Raw genomic sequence first — 21,980 nt, 5'->3', positions numbered from 1 at the left:
AAGGGGCGAAAAACATGTTAGTTGAAACAAAAGCAAAAGTAGGTGTATTTGCAATCGCACTGGGTGCATATCTGCCGCAGTTCCCGACGCTGGTTCCGGAATTTGAGGCACAGTATGATGCGTTCAAAAAGACGATTCCCGATACCGTTGAAATGATCGATGGTGGAATCGTTACAACGAAAGAATTATCCATGGAAGCAGGAGATAAGTTCCGTGCAGCGGATGTAGATCTTGTTATTTTACAGCTTCTGACCTACGCGACCAGCTACAATATGCTCCCGGCAGTCCGTGACCTGAATGTGCCGGTTGTGCTTGTGAATGTGCAGAAACGGAAAGCACCGGATTATGCCAATACCGATACGCCAAAATGGCTGGGTGAGCTGTATGCCTGTGGAGCAGTCGGTGAGATGGTAGCCGATCTGGAGCGTGCAGGAAAACGTCATGCCGTCATCACCGGTGTTGTAGAAGGCGGAGATGATTACGTAGCTAAGGAAATCGATGAGTGGTGCCGGGCAGCCCAGGTACGCAGAAGATTCCGCTACACCAATATTGCCCAGATCGGAAGACCATATCCGGGAATGATGGATCTGTATATCGATGAAACCAATCTTTACAACCGGATAGGACTTTACACGAAACAGTTCGACTGGGAGAAAATGTGGGCGATCGCGGATCCTGTCACAGATGAGGCCGCAATCCGCGCCAAGGCAGAGGAGATTCTGGATACCTTTGACATCGAGGGCGGTGCAACGGTAGAGACCGTATGGGATATGGCAAAATATGTCGTTGCTTTTGAAGAATGGGTAAAAAAAGAAGATCTTGGTATGGTGGCATCCCATTATGACGGCTTTGCCAAAGGGGTTGCCGGAAAACTGGACAGCATGCTGATTCCGGCATTTTCCATGCTGATCAAACAGGGTACAGCCTGTGCCGTAGAGGGTGATATGAAAGTTGCAATGGCAATGAGCATTCTGAAAACAATCGCCGGAACCGGTCAGCTTTCTGAGATGTATTCGATCGATTTCAATGAGGATATCTGTATTATCGGCCACTCTGGATCGGGAGATGCTGATATTTCGCAGGCGAAAAAACCGTCCATGAAAATCGTTGATGTTTTTCATGGCAAGACGGGCGGCGGATATCTGACGCAGTTTTATCCGCCAGTCGGAGATGTTACATATCTTGGAATTACGCAGGATAAAGACGGTCATTTTAAATTTGTTGCTGCAGAGGGTGTCAATGAGGATGGTCCGATCTTTACCTTTGGCGATACCAATATGAGAACACGTTTCTCCATTGGGGCAAGAGAGTTCTGCAACAGATGGAGTGAGGCGGGACCAACACATCATATGGCAGCTGCTGTCGGACATCATATTGATACGATTCTGAAAGTTGCAAAAATCCTGGATGTGCCGGTAGAGGTTGTGTGCCGGTAAATATCGATAAAAGAAGAGGAAAAGAGAGAAAGAAGAGGGAAAAAACATGAAATTTTTAGATGCAGAATTTGTAAAAGGCTTTATCCGTATGGCAAATGATGGCTGGGAGCAGGGATGGCATGAGAGAAACGGCGGAAACCTTTCTTACCGTGTGAAACCGGAAGAGGTTGAAGAGGTAAAAGAAAACTTTGAGGCCAGAGAGTGGAATCCGATCGGAACCGCCGTTCCAAATCTTGCGGGAGAGTATTTCCTGGTAACCGGAAGCGGAAAATATTTCCGAAATGTCACAATCAAACCGGAAGACAGCATCTGTATGATTGAGCTGGATGAAAAAGGTGAAAATTACCGCATCGTCTGGGGTCTCGTCAACGGAGGACGTCCGACCTCAGAGCTTCCGAGCCATCTGATGAACCTGGAGGTAAAAAAACTTCAGGACGAAAGATACCGCGTTGTGTACCATGCACATACCACCAACGTGATCGCGCTTACCTTTGTTCTGCCGCTGGAAGATAAAGTATTTACCCGCGAACTCTGGGAGATGGCAACCGAGTGTCCTGTTGTATTCCCGTCCGGAATCGGTGTCGTTCCGTGGATGGTTCCGGGAGGCAGAGAGATCGCCGTTGCCACGAGCGAGCTGATGAAGAAATATGATCTTGCTATCTGGGCACACCACGGCATGTTCGCCGCCGGCTTTGATTTTGACCTGACCTTCGGTCTGATGCATACCGCAGAAAAATCTGCAGAAATCCTGGTAAAAACACTTTCTATGCAGCCAACGAAACGCCAGACGATCACACCGGATGAATTCCGCCATCTGGCAAAGGATTTCGGTGTAACACTGCCAGAAGAGTTTTTGTATGAGAAATAAAACTGGAAACTGATAGTGAAAAATGGCCGTCTGATCCTTGCACTGAGGAATGGGACGGCCATTTTTTTGCTGTGCAGAAGAAAAAGTCTATTAATTTCTTTCGGAATTTGATAAACTATAAGATAAGATTATCGATTAGAAAACAGTGGAACATTTCATTATCAGACAGAAAATGCTGGTGTGTCTGCGCTCAGAAAGGAAAGATGAAATATGACTTCAGCGATTAGTATAGGAAAGCAGGATTTTGCTTCCCTTCGAGAAAATCATTATTTTTATGTTGATAAAACCGATTTTATCAGACAATGGTGGGAAAGTGGAGATGACATTACGCTGATCACACGTCCGAGAAGATTTGGCAAAACATTGAATATGAGCATGCTGAATTGTTTCTTTTCCAGACAGTATGCAGAAAAAGGTACCATCTTTGAAGGGCTTTCTATCTGGAAACAGGAAAAATACCGCAGACTGCAGGGAACTTATCCGGTGATTTTTCTGAGCTTTGCGGACGTAAAACAGAATAACTATCAAGATGCAGTGCAGAAGATAAAAAATATTATTGTAGATGCTTATCGCCAACATCGGTATTTGGAGCAGGAAGAATGCTTTACGCAAAATGAGAAACAGCAGATGCTGGAAATTACAGAAAAAATGAGTGATGTGACAGCACAGGATGCATTAAAAAATCTTTCCAGTTATTTGAATCTTTTATATGGAAAAAAAGTTTTGATCTTTCTGGATGAATATGACACGCCCATGCAGGAAGCCTATATTCATGGATACTGGGGTGAATTTGCCGGATTTATGAGAAGCCTTTTCAATGCGACGTTCAAAACAAATCCATATCTGGACCGCGCTGTGATGACTGGAATTACCCGTATTTCCAAAGAATCTGTTTTTTCGGACCTCAATAATCTGACGGTTATTACAACAACATCGGATGCCTATGCAGACTGTTTTGGTTTTACAGAAAAAGAGGTATTTCAATCATTAGATCAATTTGGAATGCCGGAAAAGAAAGAGCTGGTAAAGCAATGGTATGACGGATTTTGCTTTGGCACGCATCGTGATATTTACAATCCGTGGTCTATTACAAATTATCTGAAAGAGAAAAAACTGCGGCCCTACTGGGCAGCTACAAGTTCCAATGGATTGATCAGCAAACTCCTGCAGTCGGCATCGGTAAATATGAAGGAAGAACTGGAAAAACTGATCAACAGACAACAAATTGTAGTTAATTTTGATGAGCAGATTATATTTGGACAATTAGAACAGGATGAAAGTGCGGTATGGAGTCTGTTGGTGGCAAGCGGTTATCTGAAAGTGGAGGAGATTGAATACAGAGGACTGACGCTGGAGCCGTGGTATTCTCTTTCCATCACAAATCTGGAGACTGTGAGCATGTTTTCGAATATGTTCAAAAGCTGGTTTGCAGCGGCATCTGCCAATTATAATGAATTTATCAAAGCAATGCTGAATGGTGATGTAAAAGCGATGAACCTCTATATGAATGATATTGCACTTGCTACATTTAGTAATTTTGATGCTGGAAAACATGCGTCCGAGCGGAGCCAGCCAGAGCGGTTTTATCATGGATTTGTACTTGGGCTGCTGGTGGAAGTGCGAGATCTTTATGAGGTGCGTTCCAATCGGGAAAGTGGGTATGGAAGATACGATGTGATTCTAATTCCCAGAAATTTGGATCGAGATGCTATGATTCTGGAATTTAAAGTAAAAGAAACGGAAGAAAAAACGCTGCAGGAAACGGTACAAAAAGCACTGGCGCAGATTGAAATAAAGAAATACGACGCGGAACTGAAAGAACGGGGAATCCCAAAAGAAAGAATCCGGCATTATGGATTTGCGTTTGAAGGGAAAAAGGTACTAATTGGGTAATAGAAAACGCTGTCAATGCTTCTCTGGAAGGGGAAGCGGGACAGCGTTTTTTTGTTAATTGTGATTAGATTACCATCTGAAGCAGCATTACCATAAGCGGCATCGTCACAATAGAAGCCAGCGTAGTAACAACATTGATGGCACTGGCATAGCGCGAATCGTTGCCGTATACCTGGCACATCTGGGTAACCGTGGAAGCAGATGGCGTGATGATGGCGAGAAAAACGATCAGAATCAGTGTCGGTCCGTCAGCGGAAAGGTCGGCGAGATGGCTGAGTTTTAAGAGAACAAGCGCCATCAGCGGAACGGCGATCAGGCGGAGAAAGGTCACGAAGTAAATCCGTTTATTCGCAAAAATCTGACGGAAGTCCATGCCGGCAAAAAGCATACCCGTAACAATCATACTGGCAGGGCCAACCATGCTTCCGACAGAATGAAGCGTATTGTTGACCAGCGCAGGAAGCCGGATGCCCGTGAAAAAAAGAAGAATTCCGACGAAAATAGAAATAATATTGAGGTTCAGAACAATCTTCTTCCAGTCATAGGAAGCCTCACGGCTGATCACCTTTTTGCAGTGCGTCCAGAAAAAGACAAGCTGTACGCTCATATAAACACAGCTGTAAAGCACCCATTCCGCTCCTAAAACAGCCGTCACAAGCGGCACAATCAGATTGCCGGAATTGGAGTAGTAAACAGAAGTTATCTCAACCGCATCCAAATGAAACACCCGTCCAAGAGCTGAAACCGCAAAAAGAAGCACAACCTGCATCAGAAGCGAAGCCGCAAACGCAACCAGCAGCCCCCGCACCGTTTCCGGCGTGTAATCGACCTGAAACGCATTCAGAATCACGCAGGGAATGATCAGGTACAGCACAATTTTCGACAGAACTTTGCTGTCCTCATCCTTTAAAAGTCCGGCTTTTACGATTAAAAAGCCCATAAAAATCATAAGAAAAAGCTGCGCGATCTGTTGCGCAAGAAGAATACTGATCGTCATAAAAATCTCCCCATATGTGTGTCTTATAGAAAATATTATAAGGTGGAGGAGAGGGGATTTCAATTTCTTTTTGAGAGATTTGGGTCGAAATAATGGTGAAAATATAAGAAAAATGGCTGTTGACCAAAAGAAAGTGCTGTCATATAATATATTCGACAAGAGAGCCGTTGGTCAGTGTACACCTGACCGCCGGATAAAGCTTCTAACTAAAAATAGCGCTTAACTTTACCAGAGCAGGGGCGCTATTTTTGATTTGACAAAATTACACGATTGCAATATAATATACTCAACAAGACAGCCGGAAGGTGAGCGCAATCACCCGATCTGGCGAAAATGTTGAATAGCTATAAGAAATAGCCGTCCTACCTTTACCAGAGAACAGGACGGCTATTTCTTATTTGCATAAGTCAAAATTGCAACAATAAGTAAAGCAACGCTGATTATAATCTGCAATTCTTCGTATGTACTCATAATAATCATCCTTTCTGCAAGACTCAGATCAGATGAAAGCACGTCCCCCGGCTGCCCGGTTAAATATATTAGAGTGTCTAAGATTCCCAATAAAAAACGAACAAGGAAAACTTATTTCTTGAAATGTATTATAACAGAAAAGAGAAGTAAAAGAAAGTAATAAAAAATAGTCAGAAAATTTGAAGTTCCTGTAAATGTGCAGTGTATTGAATTTGAATATAATACAAAATAGAACAAAAGTTTGAAATTTACAAAGGTATATGAGATAATAAAGAAAAATGGAAGAAACGTCAGGAAAGGGGAGAAGCCTATGTCGCATATTTCAGAATACGAAGTCGAAAACATATTGATCGACCGCTTAGAGAGTATTGGATACAGCTTTATCAAATTGAATACCTATGAGGATGTCCTTGCCAATTTCCGCGCACAGCTTGCAGAATTCAACGCGAAAAAGCTGGAAGAAAAAGGCCATGCGGCATCCTTTTCTGACACAGAATTTAATCGTATTATGATTCACATGGATAACCATTCCGTGTATGAATCTGCGAAAATTTTGCGAGATAAATATATTCTGCAGCTCGATAATGGAGAGAATGTATATCTTGATTTCTTTTCCAACGATACAGACAGAAACATTTATCAGGTAACGCATCAGGTCACTATGGATAAAGCACATAAAGAGGATGTTGTATATAAAAATCGATATGACGTAACCGTACTGATCAACGGACTTCCGATGATCCAGATTGAGTTAAAGCGTCCTGGTGTGGAAATCAACGAAGCGATCAATCAGATCAATCGCTATAGAAAGTTCAGTTTTAAAGGCTTGTTCCGATATTTACAGCTGTTTGTAGTCAGCAACTCTGTGCAGACAAAATATTTCTGTAATGAAAATGAAATGGTAGATGGTCGCTATAACCCGATTTTGAAATCACTCGTATTTTTCTGGACCGATGATAAAAATACAAGAATCAACGATCTGAATACCTTTACCAGTGAATTTTTCTGCAAGCCGACAATCACAGAAATGATAGACAAATACATGATTATCAAAACGACAGAACCAGTGCTGATGGTAATGCGTCCATATCAGATTTATGCAGTAAAAGCAGCAAAGAAGCGGGTACTGGAAGTGAAGCAGAATGGTTATGTCTTTGCCTGCACTGGTTCAGGAAAAACATTGACATCTTTTAAATTGGCTCAGCTTCTTCGAGAAGAAGCAAGAGTTGATCTTGTAGTATTTCTGATTGACCGAAAAGATCTGGATGATCAGACCGTAGAAGAATATAATTCATTCGAAAAAGACTGCGTTGACAATACAGACAGCACCCGTGTGCTCATTCAGATGCTGAAATCATCTGAGAAAAAGATGATTGTTACAACCATTCAGAAAATGGCGAATGCTGTTAAAAATCCAAAATACGAAGAGGTTATGGATGGTTACCGAGATAAAAAAGTAGTATTTATCATTGATGAATGTCATCGTTCCCAATTCGGCAGTATGCATGCGCAGATTCAGAAACACTTTGAAAAAGCCAATTATATAGGATTTACAGGAACGCCTATTTTTGAGAAGAATAAAGGTGCTGACGGACGTACAACGGCAGATGTGTTCCATGCTGGGGATAAACTGGATGCATGTCTGCACCGATATATGATCAAAGATGCAATTGCAGACGGCAATGTGCTCCGATTTTCTGTAGAATATCAGCGGACAATTTTTGCAAAAAATATTGCAGTAAAAGGAATTGACCCAGAACAGTTGGATGATCCAGAATACTGCAAACGCCATAATATCGACATGACACCGCTTTATCATGATGAGGAACGAATCACCAGAGTTGCAAAACACATTATGGAACATCATGAACAGCATGTGCATCCGCAGGGAAAGGATACGTACACAGCACTTTTTGCAGTAGATTCTATTCCAATACTTGGAAAATACTATGATGCATTTCAGAAACTGAATAAAACAGTTCCGGAGGAGAAACGGCTGAAAATTGCAGCTATTTTTTCCTATCAGGCAAATGAAGATATGGATGATGGAGCAGATGAACATTCGCAGGAACTGCTGGAGCGCTGTATAAAGGACTATAATGCTATGTACGGTACAGCGTTTGGCATTGATACGTTTGATCCGTACAGAAAAGATATTGCGAAGCGGTTAAAACAGAAAGTTCTTCCACAGGTGGATATCCTGATCGTAGTCAATATGTTTTTAACCGGATTCGACGCAAAACCATTGAATACACTGTATCTGGACAAAAATCTGGTCTGGCATTCACTTGTTCAGGCATACAGTCGTACGAACCGTATTGACAAAGTGACAAAACAGTTTGGACAGATTGTGACATATCGAAATATCAAGAAGTGGCAGGATGAAGCGCTGACCCTGTTTTCAGGCGATGGAGATCCGAACGAATATCTGCTGGAAGATTATGCGTATTATTTAAATCAATGGATGAATCAGAATGTGATTTTAAGAAAAATCACACCCGACGTAGAAGCTGCGGGACAGTTACAATCAGAAGATGAAATCCGCATGTTTATTATGGCATTCCGTGCGCTGGCAAAGACGCTTGCTACATTGAAAACTTTTTCGAAGTTTGACTGGGCAGATCTTGGAGCAGTCATGGATGAAAATGAATACGAAGGATTCAAAAGCTGGTATTTGTACTATAAAGATCAAACCGTCAATCCAAATCCGAAAGTTCCGGTTCCAGTGGATGTGGATTTTGATATTGAGCTTGTCAGAACAGACCGAATCAACGTTGTGTATATTTTGAACTTGTTAAAAAATGCAAAAACACATACCAAGACAGAGGAAGAAAAGCAGCAGGATGTCGATTTGATTCTGCGTGAAATCGAGCGTTCTGATAATGAATCCCTGCGTTTGAAAAAAGAAGTGATGCGGCAGTTTATCTTAACACGATTTTATGATCTGCCGGAAAATGCAGATGTAATGGAGGCGTTCAATCAGTTTGAAAAAGAACAGATGCAGGCAGATATGGAAGAATTTGCATTTGACAATCAGATTGATTTCAAGATAGTATCAGATCTGGTTTCAGCATATACATTCAGTGGAAATGTATCGGAGGATAATATTCGCGAAAGATTGATGGCATATCCGCTGGGACTGCTGAAAATGACAAAACTGACAAAGAATGTGAAAAGATTTATACAGGATACTTATAAAAAATACAAGGCTGAAGGAGAAACAGAATGACAGATACAAATACATATCAGGCACAGGCGAACGAGCTTTCGCAGAAATTATGGGCAATCGCGAACGATCTGCGCGGTCAGATGGATGCAAGTGAGTTCAAAAATTATATCTTAGGAGTAATTTTCTATCGTTATCTTTCTGAGCGAACAGAAATGTATATGACCGATCTTCTCAAAAATGATGATGGAATCACATATGAAGAAGCCTTTGCGGATGATGAATACAGACCGGTTGTAGAAGAATGGTCACTGTCAAAACTGGGTTATGTAATTAAGCCGGAAAATCTGTTTCGAAATCTGATTCGCAAGATTACAAAGTTTGAAAATGATGCGGATAAATTCAGCGTGGAAGATTTCGAAAAAGCGATCAATGATCTGGTAGGTTCTACGATGGGACACGAATCCAACAAGGCATTTGACGGGCTGTTTAACGATATGCGTCTGCAGGATTCCCGTCTTGGAGAGACTGTGTCAGACCGTACGGAAATGATCGGGCGAGTTATGGTACGTGTATCGGATATTGATTTCGATTTACAGGATTCCCAGTTTGACGTACTCGGTACAGCGTATATGATTCTGATTGGTTTATTCGCATCGGATGCGGGAAAGAAAGGCGGCGAATTCTTCACGCCGGCAGGTCCGTCGAAGCTCTGTGCAACACTTGCGGCATTGGGGCTGGATGAAGCAAAGACGGTTGGTGACTGCACTTGTGGTTCTGCGTCTATGCTTCTGGAAGTACAGAAACATCTGACAACAGGAAAAGTCGGACATTTCTATGGACAGGAGCTGAATGCGACAACGTACAACCTGAGCCGTATGAACATGATCATGCACGGCATCGACTGGCAGAATTTTGATATTTATAAAGGCGATACACTGAAAGATGACAAATACGGCGATATCAAAATGACAGTACAGGTGTGCAATCCGCCGTATTCTCTGAAATGGTCTGCGGATAAACAGTTTGAAGATGACCCACGCTATTCCGGAGCAGGAAAACTGGCACCGAAAGGACAGGCGGATCTCGCATTTGTGGAACACATGATTTATCATATGGACGAAGATGACGGACGCGTTGCAGTGCTGCTGCCGCACGGTGTACTGTTCCGTGGAGGCGCGGAAGAAACCATTCGAAAATATATCATCAAAGATCTGAATCGGTTGGATGCAGTAATCGGACTTCCAGCAAACTTGTTTCATGGAACAGGAATTCCGGTTTGCGTGCTAGTGCTGAAAAGCAAGAGAAACGGAAATGCGGGAAATATTTTGTTTATTGACGCGTCAAAAGAGTTTAAGGCTGGAAAGAACCAGAATGTGCTGGAGCAGAAGCATATTGATAAGATTGTTGAGACATATGAGAAACGTGTAGATGTTGATAAGTTCGCTCATGTGGCAGAAATGAGTGAGATTGTTGAGAATGGATATAACTTAAATATTCCGAGGTATGTGGATACGTTTGAGGAAGAAGAGCCAGTGGATTTAAAAGAGGTAAGAAATCGGATTCAGAAACTGGAGATTGATACGAAGGCCGCGATTGATAAGGCTGAAAGCATATTGAAAGAACTGGGCTTATAAAAAGATAGGGTGATGATGGTTGGCTGATGAAAAGAAATTATTAGAAAGAAAAGCGTTAGATGCTTTTCTTTTTAATAATCGTAAATTGAAAAAATATGAAATTGATGATAATGAACGTCCGGATTTTATTTTAGAAAAGGATGGATATAAAATTGGAATTGAGCATTTTCGTGCAGATACTATTTTAAATGAACATACAGATTCTGAAAGTATGAAGTATGATGGTCAGCGAAGAGCAATGTTTAAAAAGCATAATAAAGCTTTACAAAAGGATGAATTTAATGCTGATGCTGCGGCGAATGATGTTGAGGCGTATATTAATAAAAGTTTAGCTGCTGCATCGAATTTTAAGTATGATACTTTTATTAATAATCTAGTAGCGGTTTTTGAACAGCATGTAAGTAAAGTGTCAGAATATAAAAAGAAATGTAATGAAGTTTGGTTTTTAATAGATATAGGGATCGAAAATAATCATTTTATAGGTTTTCTTGATAATGGTGGATTAACAACAATAAATGTACTACCTATTACGTGTGATATGTTGAAAATCTTTGAGAAATATAAAGATATAAGCCGTGTGATAGTGTGCTCTCGATATTTAGAAAAATATCAGGTTATTTATGATTCAAGCAGTGAGAAGAGTAAGAGTAGTTATAAGTTTTGTTCATTTACATATACAGAAGCGATGAATTGTGTTAATAAAAAAATAAAACTTAACGTATTGGAGAGAAAGGGAGATCATAATGATTAAACCTAAATTGAGATTTCCAGAATTTAGTGATTCGTGGGAGAATTATAAAATTGAAGATATATTTGATAGAGTAGGGGAACCGGTGATTTTAGATGACACACGTACATATCGCGAAATTGGAATTCGTTCACATGGAAAAGGGATTTTTTATAAAGAAGAGGTAAGTGCTGTAGAAATTGGGAATAAAAGAGTTTTCTGGGTTGAACCAGATTGCTTTGTTGTAAATATTGTTTTCGCCTGGGAACGAGCTGTTGCTAGAACAACAGAACAAGAAAAGGGTATGATTGCATCACATAGATTTCCGATGTACAAACCTAAGAAAGATATTGTTGACTTGGATTACATTACAAAGTATTTTATTACAAAACGCGGTCAAAATGTTTTGATGTTAGCGTCACCAGGTGGAGCTGGTAGAAACAAAACGTTGGGACAAAAAGAATTTGCAAAAAGTGTCGTGAAATTGCCATCTATTCCAGAGCAGCAAAAGATAGCAGATTTTTTATTGAATATTGACAAAATAATCAGCAATTATGAAGATATGATAGAAGCCTGGGAAGGTCGAAAAAAAAGTGTAATGCAGAAGTTGTTTGATCAGAAGGTAAGATTTAAGGCTGATGATGGAAGTGATTTTCCAAAGTGGAGAAAAAAGAAATTTTTAGAGGTTTTTGAGTTTTTAAATAATAGTACGTTTTCTCGTGAGTGTTTAAATTATGAAAGTGGTAATATAAAATATATTCATTATGGAGATATTCTTATCAAATTTGGAGCTATGATTGATGTGCTGAATGCAAATGTGCCATATGTAAATGAAAATTTAAATTGTGAAAAATATGCAATGTTAACTGATGGAGATATTGTAATTGCAGATACGGCGGAAGATGATACTGTCGGAAAAACTGTTGAAATTATAAATAAAAATGGTAAAAAAACAATTTCCGGCTTGCATACAATTGCGTGCCATCCAAAAGAAAAGTTTGCATCAAAATATCTTGGATACTTTATGAATTCGAATGAATATCATAATCAGTTGCGTCCATATATGCAAGGAATAAAGGTTACATCAATAAGTAAATCTAATATTGCACTGACAAATATTTTGATTCCATGTTTTGATGAACAACAGAAAATAGCAGAGTGTTTAACAGTAATAGATGATGTCATTAATAATTACAAAGAAACATTAACTGCATGGAAAGAGCTGAAAAAGGGTTTGATGCAGCAGATGTTTATATAGAGAATAGGGAGAATAAAAGATTTATATAATAAAATGTACTGATTGGAGGAAAGGAAAATGGAATGGACAAAATTTAATACTCATGGGGAATCGTCTAATCATGCATTTGAAGTTATGTGTAATATTCTTTTTGAAACATGGTGTAAAAAGGAATACCAAGAAGAACTGAAATATTTTTCTTTTGTAAATGGAAGCGGCGGAGATGGTGGACTAGAATCTTATGGGGTTTTAAAATCAGGAGATGTCATTGGAGTTCAGGCGAAGTGGTTTCCTGATAAAATGGAGAGTGCACAGCTTGCTCAAATTAAGAAATCATTTAATACAGCAGTAAAAGTGAGATCGGAAATAAAGAGATATATTGTTTGTATTCCAAGAGATCTGACCTCTAAAAAAATAACCAGTGGTGATAAAATAGCGAAAAATACAGAGGAAAGTAAGTGGTTGGAGTTGGTGGACCAATTAAAAGATACAAATCCATCTGTAAGTGTAGAATTGTGGGATGAAACCACAATCCAAGAGAAATTAATGCAGCCAGAGGCAAGGGGATGCTATAAATATTGGTTTGAAAATACAGCAGTGTTTGAAGAAGAAATTATAGATTCGTACAAGAAGGCAGTTAATGGTTGGGCAAGAACAAAATATATTCCAGATATATATTCTACAGGACATATTCATGAAAAACTGGAAGAATTTACAGGAAATTATGCTGTAGTAGAGAAAAGATATAGAGAAATACTGCGAGTGGAAGATAACTTGAAGAAACTCAAAAAAGCATATGAAGATATATTAGAACTAGAGTTTCCAGAAAAAGAGAAAATACTTGCTGAAAAAATTAGTTTGGATATTAAGAAATTGTCTGAATGGATAAGTCAATTTGAAAGTATCAAGTTGGTAGCAAAGGCAGGAAGTAATATTAGGGAAGATTTTCTACGAAAACGAATTGATTTGAATTGTACAGAAATAGAGTTAAAAGAGAACTCTATGTATTTTCAGCATTATTTTCACTTTGCATCTGCGATTGAAGTTTTAAAAAGTATTGAAATAGATTTTTTTATGTGTGGTCAAAGATTAAAGGATACAATTGACAATTGGATGGTTTTCTTGGGGGATCAAGGGACTGGAAAAACAGCAGGGATTCTTGCTGAGACAAGCGTAATGCTACAACAGAAAACACATTTACCGATATTGGTACATGCAAAAGATTTTTCTGTGGGAGATACTTGGCTATCAATTTTATTAAAAACGCTTGGAATGTCAAGTAAATGGGATGAGCGAGAATTATTTAGGGCATTAGAAAATGCGGCACTATTGAGAAAACGAAGGGAAGAGAATAATAAAGGCATAACTATACAGCCGAAATGTTTAATTTGTGTAGATGGATTAGATGAAGCTACTTCATGGGATTTTTGGCAAGAACGAATAAATGAAGTAAAGGTTTATGAGAAGGACTTTAGTGGTATAAAATTTGTCTTTTTATCACGTCCTTATGTATTTAAAAGATACAAAGAGTTAAAATATCGGGATGCCTTTTTTTATATACCGAGTCATGGCGATGTATCAGTGGCACAAATTTTTGATCAATATATTGAGTATTATAATGTAAATTTGGATGGAAATATCTGGATCAGGAATATGTTGAAAACGCCAATGGCGTTAAAACTATTCTGTGATAGATATAGAAACACAAAAATAGGTCTCTTGTCTAAAAATTCAATGGTAATAACGAATTTGTTCAAAGAAAAAATAAACAGTATAGAAGATATATATAGAAAATCAGGAAAAGAAACCGATAGTCAAAGCATGGTTAGAACGGTACTTGTGTGTGTTGCTACTATGCTTGCGGATAAAAAGGAAATTTTGTATGAGGATATTTATAATCAATGCAAAGAACCGGTCAAGTCTCATTTAGAGGAAATTTTGAAATTTGTTGAAGAAGAAGGTTTTGTAAGTTCTAGTTTGAAACAGCAAGATGAATTTAGTGAGTGCGAAACAGTATATTCATGGGGAATGCAGCCAGCATTTGATTATCTTATGGCAAGAAAGATATTTAATGCAGTTAAAGAGAGCAAAGAAGTTGAAATACATTATACGAATGGAATCTATCAAATGCTTTCACTTGTTTTATTAGAAGAAGGCAATTTGATTTCAGAATATTCAAATATTAAATTGGATAAAGATACAATATTTGATTTGAATTGCTATGCATTGAATAATACATCAATTGAAGTTGCAGAAAAATATCAAGATGATGTGAAACAATGGATGAACCAGTCTGTGAATAACTTTAGAATGATTTTTAATAAAGTTATATTGCCATCAAGCGATAACTGTCAACATCCATTGGGAAGTAAAATACTTGATGAGTTCTTAAGAGGATTTGAAAAACCTGCACAGAGAGATATTTGGTGGTCTATACCGGCTGGCTTGCAGAATGAATTGGAGACTGCATGGGGGACTTATATAGAAATTGACACTAATAGCGTGAAGTTAACAAGTGATGAAGAATATTGGGGAAGACCAATGATTTTAGCTTGGAATCTTTCTTGCGTAGACAATAGAATAAGGTATGAATGTAGACAAAAGCTTATAGAATGGGGAATAAATAATCCAGATGAATTTCTAAAGCTTCTGATTTACTGTGCTGATATTAATGATGAGCAGATTATAGAAGATCTTTTTTCGATTGCATATGGAATTGCATTAGGAAAGAATGTAAAAGATGAATATTTGAAAACACTGTCGATTTGGATCATGAAGAATGTATTTTCAAGTATAGGCTTAGTAACATATGAAAATATTGTAGTGAGATATTACTGTAGAGGAATAGTAAAAAGGGCAATTGATAAAGATCTTTACAAAAAAGAGGCAGAAAGTCAAATTATGCCTCCGTATCAGTATCAGATGGAAATTATGCCGGCATGCCAAGTAGCTTTTAAGGCAGAAAAAATGTCTGGCTATGGACCTATAAATTATGATTTTTCAAGGTATGTTCTGTGTGATGAGTTAAACAAATTTTTTGAAATTGATCATAAAACACAAGAATATTTTCGGGAAACACAAGAGTTTATAGAGGAATATCGGAAAAAATATAATTTAGAGACGTTAAAATGGGATGGATTGCTCGTATCAGTTGTGTATCAGTATTTAATAGAACATGGTTGGGAACAAAAGCTTTTTGGAGAATATAGAAACAAGAGAAATATAGGTGTAGATATTGCTATTAAACAACGTTTTTACCAGGCCACACATGGCAGGCAGTCAAGTGTTATGACGATTGCTGAAAAGTATGTATGGTGTGCAAAACATCGTGTAGAAGTAATATTGGCAAATAAAATCCCGATTCAAGAAGATAATGAAAGTAGGATGTATGTCAAAGACTATGCGGTTTTAGATAGTTTTGTTAATACGTACCAAGATTATATTGGCGCGAAGAAAAGGGAACAGAAAAGTAGCTGGCTTAACACTGACCAAATGGTATGCTGTGATGTTGAGGAATATTCTGTAGAAAGCATCGAGGCATGGATGAAGCAAGGTGATGTTCCTGATTTTTCAAAGTGGATTGAAAATAATGACGAGATGTTGATTTACGGTTCTACCAGTCTTGAGAATGAGCAGAGAGGGATAGATGAATCTGTTTGGATCTCATCAGGTATTGTGAAGAGGGAGAAATTAGAACAGTTTATAAAGGCGCTGAATATTTATTCGGAAGGTAGACAGGAACTATTTGATGTGACAGGATTTCATGCTCATCAGGCTGGTGGATATTATTGTACGCCACAGGAAGCTTGCACAGTTCGAAAAGATAAAGAAGTGGAAAGTAATATTTTTATAGAAACAGATGATAATGTTATAAAGGTAGATAAGATGGTTGATTCGTGTAATGTGGAAAATGTAGAAGAGACAGAAAAAAGTTTTTATCTTCCGAGTAGAATGATTAGAACATTGACAGGAATTACATATGGTGATGGATATGAATACTCAAATTCTCGGGGAGAAATAATTGGAAGATATGCGGACATAAAAGAAGGATGGAGAAATTATCAGGAATATCTATTAATGAAGTCTGAAATTCTGATGTCTGCACTTGAAAAGAATCAGTATGAGATGTTTTGGCTGTTTGAGGTATTTCGGTCACCATCTTATAAGGCATATGAACGTTTCGACAATGGAATTATGCATGATACAGACAGGAATTTTGTGGTTTGGATGAAAGAAGGGGAGTATAAATTCATGGAACTTCAGAGCATTGAATCGCCACAAAAAGAAATGGACAAAATGTTGTCATCGAAATTTAATTACCTGTTACCGAAAGAGGATTTTTAGCAACTTAAGATGGTAAAAAGAGGAGTTTAAATAAAAAAGAAACGAGCAACCCGATTGAGCCCTGAGGCTGTACACGACACAAAACCCATTTCTTTTATATTATAAAAAAGATAATTTGAAAAATAGTCAAGAAAAATTTGGACAGACTTTATTTGAAGAATGACTATGAGGAGAAAAGAATTCATGGATATGAAAATCATAAAAAGAGAAAAACGTTTATGCACATGCTGCATGGAAGAACATGAAGTGAAGACGGTTCTTGTTGAAGAAAAGATGACGTTTAAGAATGTAAAAATTGTTTATGAGGCAACCTATTTTTGGTGTGATGCGGCTGACGTATTCTATATGGATGAGGAACAGATGCAGAAAAATTATTTGAATCAGAAAGCGGCATACCAGAAAATCATAAACGGTTCAGTAGATGAGAAAATCTGAGTTAGAAGTACGGTTTGGATATAAGCTGAAGGATTGGGTACATAGAGATCTATTGAGTGAATGAAAAGAAAAAGCGGATGGAGTGATCCATCCACTGCTGTTAAACGATTGTTTTTATTGGACAATCTTGAAAAACAGTCAAGAAAAATATATTGACATAAAAATGGAATTTATCCATAATAGTAATCAGGAAAAGCGTGCTTTTCAAGTGGGCTAACACTAAAATCTGATATGCTTGCCAATCACGTGATTGACCGTTGGCGGACAACACGAAAATCCGATATGTTTCCCAGCAGTTTGCTGGTCGTTGGCAGATAACACTAAAATTAGCCGTAAAGAGAGAGTATGTAATACACTGGTGTTATTGCTCTCTCTTTAAATTTATATGGACAATGAGTCAGTTTGAGTAAAAGATAGAAAAGTTCAATTTCTCATGCATTTTTCAAAAACTGTGATATAATAACCTCATAATGAAAAGTAAAATTCCGCCTATTTTTCTACATTGTAGGCGGCAATTTTACACCTGTCAGTTAGTGAATCCTAATAAAAGTAAGATGGAGGTACCCGCCCATGATGGAATACACCAGCAAATATTGGAACATGCTGACTCCTTTAATAAAGAAAAGTCTGCTAAAACGCTACGGAAAAGAGGAGACCGCAGAGCTTCTCCGCAAGACCAACCAGATCTACCGCGACATGCTTCGCCGCGCCGATGATATCGGAAAGGACAACCCGATGGCGTCGAATCTCTATGAAGGCCTCATTTTTCTTGCGCTCTGGGATGCGTCGGACAGACAGATTTCTGTGGATGAACTGCGTACAATCTCAGAGGAGATGATGTCCTTCCCGTTTCTGAAAGCCATGGGCCTGATGATTAATGCGAATAAGAAGAGCGGCATGGCGCGGATTGCGAAGATGATGCATAAGGATGCCGCCTGGCTGGAAGCACATCCGCAGTATAAGGCGTATTCGTGGGATTTTCATTTTGATGAGACGAAGCATCAGGACGGTTTTTATTACCACTTCACCCAATGTCCCCTGAACACCTTCGCCCGAAAAGAGGGCTATCTGGAAGTGCTGCCGATTATGTGCGACATTGATTACAAGACAGCAGCCCTGATGCACGCGAAGCTCTACCGTGACCATACGCTGGCAGGCGGCGGTGAGGTCTGTGATTACTGGTTCGTGGGGGACAAGGTGGAAAATCCGAAATAAAACAAGACCGGACCGGAACCGGTGAAATGGATCGAAGAATATAAAACGCAGAAGGGAGATCACCCAGAATGAGCAATGAAAAAATAAAACCAAAACTGAACGGAACCGCCGAGACGATGCTGCAGTGCTTCTACGCCCGCGCCATGCACAGCAGAAATCCGAAAAACAAGTTCCGCGACACCAAAGCAGAAGAGCTGATTGACCGCATCGACTATGATTTCAGCAATGCGAAAAAGGACACAGCAATGAGCGGCGGAATCGTAGCGCGGAGTGTTGTGTTTGATGAGCTGGTCAGCGACTTTATCCGAAAGAACCCGGATTGTACCGTCGTCAATATCGCCTGTGGTCTGGACACACGGTTTTACCGCATGGATAATGGAAAAATCACCTGGTATAATCTCGATCTGCCGGAGACGATTGAGGTACGCGATTCGATCTATCAGGAATCCGGCCGCGTTTCCACGATTGCGTGTTCCGTGCTCGATCCGGCATGGGCCGATCAGGTAAAAGTGCGGGGCAAAATACTTTTCATCATCGAAGGTCTGACCATGTACATGAAAGCGGATGAGGTCAGAACGATGCTCGCCATCATCCGCGATCACTTCGACAATGCCTACGTCTGCATGGAAACGCTGTGCCCGTACTTTGTAAAGAAAGAAAACATCGAAAAATCCATCCAGGCGACAGGCGCGACATTTACCTGGGGTGCGAACAGCTTTGCAGACCTGGGCAACATTGCCGCCGGTTTCCGAAAAGTAAAAGACGACAACATCGCCCGCGGTATGGAAACGCTGAATCCCATCTACAAGCTGGTGATGTGGATGCCGATCGTCCACAAATTCGCAGAGAAAATTCTGGTGTTTGAAAAAGCGTAAGAAAAGAAATGAAAAGAAATGAAAAGAAACAGGCAGCCCGGCAGCGGAAAAGCTCAAAAAGCTTCCGTGCAGGGAACCTGTTTTTTGTTTGTGCAGGAAATTAACAAATCATTCATCCGGCCACACAAAATGTGCATTCCCCGCCTCAAGGCCGTCAATCAGAATATTCTGTCCCGTGCAGAACCGGTTCGTCACGGTCATAAAATACGCCCAGTCCGCTGCTTCCTCGACGGTCATCCACCGTTTCAGCGGCGTCAGCTCCATGATCTGATCCCAGAGCTTTTGGTCTTCTGTGACAGGCAGATTCAACTCGGTCAGTACGCCGCCGAAATCAAGGCTGTTGCACGTTCCGCCATACGGTGCAATGCGGAGTGCCACGTTTTTCGTGTAGGCGAGCACACCGCCCTTGCTTGCGGTGTATTCCGGAAATTCAGCTCCGGTATGGCCGCTGGCCGAGCCGATCATGAGGATGGCGCGGATGGTGTCATGAATTCCGTACGCCTCCGTGATTGCGATGGTTCCCTTTAAATTGATATCAATATCATCCTCGTTCTGCACACCGGCGTTGTTGATGACAATATCGAAAGGCGCAAGCGCCGGATACTGTTCCCTGTCGCGGATATCAAGGCAGAAATGAGTATACGAATCCTGGCTGATCGAAGCCTCCTTCCGGTCAAATCCGGTAACATCAAAGCCTTCTTTTAAAAATTTCTCCGCAATCGCCTTTCCGATTCCGGAGCTGGTTCCTGTAATAAGTACACGCATACGATAACCTCCCGATGAAATATTACCCTCATTATACCGCAAACACAGCATGCGATCCAGAAGAAACGAAAAAGAATGCAGGAAAAGAAAATGTTACGGGAAAAATCACTGCATAAAACAAAAGAGTCTCTCAAAACCACAACAAATAATTGACAGATTTTAGGAGAAGGAGTAGAGTTTTTGAAAGGGGGATTATCCCTGCAAAGAGTGAAAACAAAAGAGGTGCAAATATGCTGAAAGTAGACAATCTTACCTTTGAAGTAAACGAAGAGGGAAGAAAACGCTGCCTCGTCAACCACATCAGTTTTGAGGTAAAGGACGGGGAAATGCTGGTGATTACCGGACCGAACGGTGGCGGAAAATCAACGCTGGCCAAAGTGCTTGCAGGAATTGAGGACGCCAATGGCGGAGAAATCTTCCTGGATGAGGAAAATATTACCGGTTATGATATTGACCACCGTGCAAACGCCGGCATCGGCTATGCATTCCAGCAGCCGCCGCGTTTTAAAGGAATGACGGTGAAAAAAATGCTGTCGCTGGCAGCCGGAAAAGAACTGACGGAAGCCGAGAGCTGTAAACTCCTCTCCGCTGTCGGACTCTGCTCTGCCGATTACCTGAACCGCCAGATGGACGGTACGCTCTCGGGAGGAGAGATGAAGCGTCTGGAGATCGCAACGGTTCTTGCAAAACCGCATAAGGTCAGCATTTTCGATGAGCCGGAGGCCGGCATTGACCTGTGGAGCTTTTCCATGCTGATCAAACGGTTTGAAGAAATCCACAAAGAGAAGAAAGAATGTCTGATTCTCATTTCCCATCAGGAACGCATTATCCAGATGGCAGACAAGATCATGGTGATCGAGGACGGCCAGGTGAAAGAATACGGTACAAAGGAAGACGTACTGCCGACCCTGTTCCAGCAGAAAACAGGCCGGATGTGCGGCCAGGAAGGAGGCACATGCTGATGGTACAGGTAGATGAGACAACCCAGGGCGTATTAAATCAGATCAGCGAGGGATTTGAGCAGAAAGGGGCATACAATCTCCGCCAGAACGGCATTCCGCTCTGCCACGGTGACAGTGAACATATCAAAATCCGCAAAAAAGAGGATAAGCCGGGCATTGATATTTTGATTGACGGCGAGACAAAAGGCGAAAAAGTATTTATCCCGGTTGTCGTCAGCGTTTCCGGTATGACGGATCTTGTTTACAATGATTTCTACGTTGCGGACGGCGCCGATGTTACGATTGTAGCGGGCTGCGGTATCCACAACGGCGGCTGCAACGACAGCCGGCACGACGGTATCCATACGTTCCATGTAGGAAAAAATGCCAACGTGCGCTACGAGGAAAAGCATTACGGAGAGGGAAACGGAACGGGACAGCGGATTCTGAACCCGGTGACAAATATTGAAATCGGAGAAAATTCCGTTTTTACGCTGGATACCGTACAGATTAAGGGCGTTGACTCAACAATTCGTACGACGAATGTTGTGATGGATGCAAACTCCAAACTGTTCGTGCTCGAACGTCTGATGACAGACGGTGACCAGAAGGCAGAGTCGGATATTGAAGTATGTATGAACGGAAGCGGTTCTTCCGCACAGATTATTTCACGTTCTGTCGGAAAGGGCAATTCCTCCCAGGTCTTCCATCCGAAGGCAGTCGGCAAAAACAAATGCCACGCCCATATCCAGTGCGATTCTATCATCATGGATCACGCCCAGGTCGGATCTATTCCGGAGATCCAGGCAAAGCATGTGGATGCGGCAATCATCCACGAGGCGGCGATCGGACGGATCAATGACGAGCAGCTGTTGAAACTCAGAACGCTCGGCATGACGGAAGCGGAGGCGGAAAACGTCATTATTGAAAACTTCCTGAGCTGAAGAAAAAAAGGAAACAAGAGAAGTGTTTG

General features: G+C 40.5%; 16 protein-coding genes. 13 read left to right on the top strand and 3 right to left on the bottom strand.

Annotated features, from left to right (window positions below; genetic code table 11):
• Positions 1–14 precede the first annotated feature (14 nt).
• The 3 genes from DW642_RS06970 (at position 15) to DW642_RS06960 (ending at position 4,197) form a co-directional block, all read left to right on the top strand.
• Complete coding sequence (locus tag DW642_RS06970) at positions 15–1,436, top strand: arabinose isomerase (RefSeq protein WP_117509710.1); 1,422 nt, start codon at positions 15–17, stop codon at positions 1,434–1,436.
• Between the two features lie 46 nt (positions 1,437–1,482).
• Complete coding sequence (rhaD, locus tag DW642_RS06965; RefSeq protein ID WP_055265851.1) at positions 1,483–2,304, top strand: rhamnulose-1-phosphate aldolase; 822 nt, start codon at positions 1,483–1,485, stop codon at positions 2,302–2,304.
• Positions 2,305–2,514: 210 nt separating this feature from the next.
• Positions 2,515–4,197, top strand: a complete 1,683-nt coding sequence (locus DW642_RS06960) for an AAA family ATPase (RefSeq protein ID WP_117509709.1) — start codon at positions 2,515–2,517, stop codon at positions 4,195–4,197.
• A gap of 64 nt (positions 4,198–4,261) precedes the next feature.
• On the opposite strand, the gene DW642_RS06955 is transcribed toward DW642_RS06960, so the two are convergent.
• Positions 4,262–5,194, bottom strand: a complete 933-nt coding sequence (locus DW642_RS06955; protein WP_117509708.1) for an AEC family transporter — start codon at positions 5,192–5,194, stop codon at positions 4,262–4,264.
• A gap of 387 nt (positions 5,195–5,581) precedes the next feature.
• Positions 5,582–5,665, bottom strand: coding sequence for a putative holin-like toxin (locus tag DW642_RS16765; RefSeq protein ID WP_415976438.1), 84 nt, complete (start codon positions 5,663–5,665; stop codon positions 5,582–5,584).
• 310 nt (positions 5,666–5,975) lie between these two features.
• Between DW642_RS16765 and DW642_RS06950 the strand changes: the two genes are divergently transcribed.
• The 8 genes from DW642_RS06950 to DW642_RS06915 all read left to right on the top strand — a co-directional run bounded on the left by DW642_RS06950 (position 5,976) and on the right by DW642_RS06915 (position 19,301).
• The gene (locus DW642_RS06950; protein WP_117509707.1) at positions 5,976–8,894 is read left to right on the top strand and encodes a type I restriction endonuclease subunit R; all 2,919 of its coding nucleotides are present in this window, start codon (positions 5,976–5,978) and stop codon (positions 8,892–8,894) included.
• Entirely contained in the window at positions 8,891–10,468 is a 1,578-nt protein-coding gene (locus DW642_RS06945; RefSeq protein WP_117509706.1) for a type I restriction-modification system subunit M, read from the top strand. The genes DW642_RS06950 and DW642_RS06945 overlap by 4 nt, the downstream gene beginning before the upstream one ends.
• Before the next feature lie 19 nt (positions 10,469–10,487).
• Positions 10,488–11,219 carry a hypothetical protein gene (locus tag DW642_RS06940; RefSeq protein WP_117509705.1) on the top strand — a complete coding sequence of 244 codons (732 nt, stop codon included), beginning with the start codon at positions 10,488–10,490 and terminating at the stop codon, positions 11,217–11,219.
• Entirely contained in the window at positions 11,212–12,453 is a 1,242-nt protein-coding gene (locus DW642_RS06935) for a restriction endonuclease subunit S (protein WP_117509704.1), read from the top strand. The genes DW642_RS06940 and DW642_RS06935 overlap by 8 nt, the downstream gene beginning before the upstream one ends.
• Positions 12,454–12,510: 57 nt before the next feature.
• A complete protein-coding gene (locus tag DW642_RS06930) occupies positions 12,511–16,776 on the top strand; it encodes a hypothetical protein (RefSeq protein WP_117509703.1) in 4,266 nt (1,421 codons plus the stop codon).
• A 183-nt stretch (positions 16,777–16,959) separates the two neighbouring features.
• Complete coding sequence (locus DW642_RS06925) at positions 16,960–17,211, top strand: hypothetical protein (RefSeq protein WP_117509702.1); 252 nt, start codon at positions 16,960–16,962, stop codon at positions 17,209–17,211.
• Between the two features lie 570 nt (positions 17,212–17,781).
• Positions 17,782–18,426 carry an L-2-amino-thiazoline-4-carboxylic acid hydrolase gene (locus tag DW642_RS06920; RefSeq protein ID WP_055227055.1) on the top strand — a complete coding sequence of 215 codons (645 nt, stop codon included), beginning with the start codon at positions 17,782–17,784 and terminating at the stop codon, positions 18,424–18,426.
• A 68-nt stretch (positions 18,427–18,494) separates the two neighbouring features.
• A complete protein-coding gene (locus DW642_RS06915; RefSeq protein ID WP_117509701.1) occupies positions 18,495–19,301 on the top strand; it encodes a class I SAM-dependent methyltransferase in 807 nt (268 codons plus the stop codon).
• A gap of 108 nt (positions 19,302–19,409) precedes the next feature.
• On the opposite strand, the gene DW642_RS06910 is transcribed toward DW642_RS06915, so the two are convergent.
• A complete protein-coding gene (locus tag DW642_RS06910) occupies positions 19,410–20,066 on the bottom strand; it encodes an SDR family NAD(P)-dependent oxidoreductase (RefSeq protein ID WP_117509700.1) in 657 nt (218 codons plus the stop codon).
• 230 nt (positions 20,067–20,296) lie between these two features.
• Between DW642_RS06910 and DW642_RS06905 the strand changes: the two genes are divergently transcribed.
• Together DW642_RS06905 and DW642_RS06900 are read left to right on the top strand one after the other, a co-directional pair.
• Complete coding sequence (locus DW642_RS06905) at positions 20,297–21,028, top strand: ABC transporter ATP-binding protein (protein WP_055227049.1); 732 nt, start codon at positions 20,297–20,299, stop codon at positions 21,026–21,028.
• Positions 21,028–21,951 (top strand): SufB/SufD family protein, encoded by a 924-nt coding sequence (locus DW642_RS06900; protein WP_055219683.1) that lies wholly within the window; start codon positions 21,028–21,030, stop codon positions 21,949–21,951. Before DW642_RS06905 ends, DW642_RS06900 begins: the two co-directional genes overlap by 1 nt.
• The last annotated feature ends 29 nt before the right edge of the window (positions 21,952–21,980 follow it).

The organism is Blautia sp. AM23-13AC, from assembly GCF_003435675.1.
GTDB lineage: Bacteria > Bacillota > Clostridia > Lachnospirales > Lachnospiraceae > Fusicatenibacter > Fusicatenibacter saccharivorans.
Note: the sequence above shows the minus strand (reverse complement) of the source record. Positions and strands in the feature narration are given on the sequence as shown.

Coding starts and splice junctions, on each gene's coding strand:
- DW642_RS06970 (WP_117509710.1), top strand. CDS start 15: ATGTTAGTTGAAACAAAAGCAAAAGTAGGTGTATTTGCAATCGCACTG.
- rhaD (WP_055265851.1), top strand. CDS start 1,483: ATGAAATTTTTAGATGCAGAATTTGTAAAAGGCTTTATCCGTATGGCA.
- DW642_RS06960 (WP_117509709.1), top strand. CDS start 2,515: ATGACTTCAGCGATTAGTATAGGAAAGCAGGATTTTGCTTCCCTTCGA.
- DW642_RS06955 (WP_117509708.1), bottom strand. CDS start 5,194: ATGACGATCAGTATTCTTCTTGCGCAACAGATCGCGCAGCTTTTTCTT.
- DW642_RS16765 (WP_415976438.1), bottom strand. CDS start 5,665: ATGAGTACATACGAAGAATTGCAGATTATAATCAGCGTTGCTTTACTT.
- DW642_RS06950 (WP_117509707.1), top strand. CDS start 5,976: ATGTCGCATATTTCAGAATACGAAGTCGAAAACATATTGATCGACCGC.
- DW642_RS06945 (WP_117509706.1), top strand. CDS start 8,891: ATGACAGATACAAATACATATCAGGCACAGGCGAACGAGCTTTCGCAG.
- DW642_RS06935 (WP_117509704.1), top strand. CDS start 11,212: ATGATTAAACCTAAATTGAGATTTCCAGAATTTAGTGATTCGTGGGAG.
- DW642_RS06930 (WP_117509703.1), top strand. CDS start 12,511: ATGGAATGGACAAAATTTAATACTCATGGGGAATCGTCTAATCATGCA.
- DW642_RS06925 (WP_117509702.1), top strand. CDS start 16,960: ATGGATATGAAAATCATAAAAAGAGAAAAACGTTTATGCACATGCTGC.
- DW642_RS06920 (WP_055227055.1), top strand. CDS start 17,782: ATGATGGAATACACCAGCAAATATTGGAACATGCTGACTCCTTTAATA.
- DW642_RS06915 (WP_117509701.1), top strand. CDS start 18,495: ATGAGCAATGAAAAAATAAAACCAAAACTGAACGGAACCGCCGAGACG.
- DW642_RS06910 (WP_117509700.1), bottom strand. CDS start 20,066: ATGCGTGTACTTATTACAGGAACCAGCTCCGGAATCGGAAAGGCGATT.
- DW642_RS06905 (WP_055227049.1), top strand. CDS start 20,297: ATGCTGAAAGTAGACAATCTTACCTTTGAAGTAAACGAAGAGGGAAGA.
- DW642_RS06900 (WP_055219683.1), top strand. CDS start 21,028: ATGGTACAGGTAGATGAGACAACCCAGGGCGTATTAAATCAGATCAGC.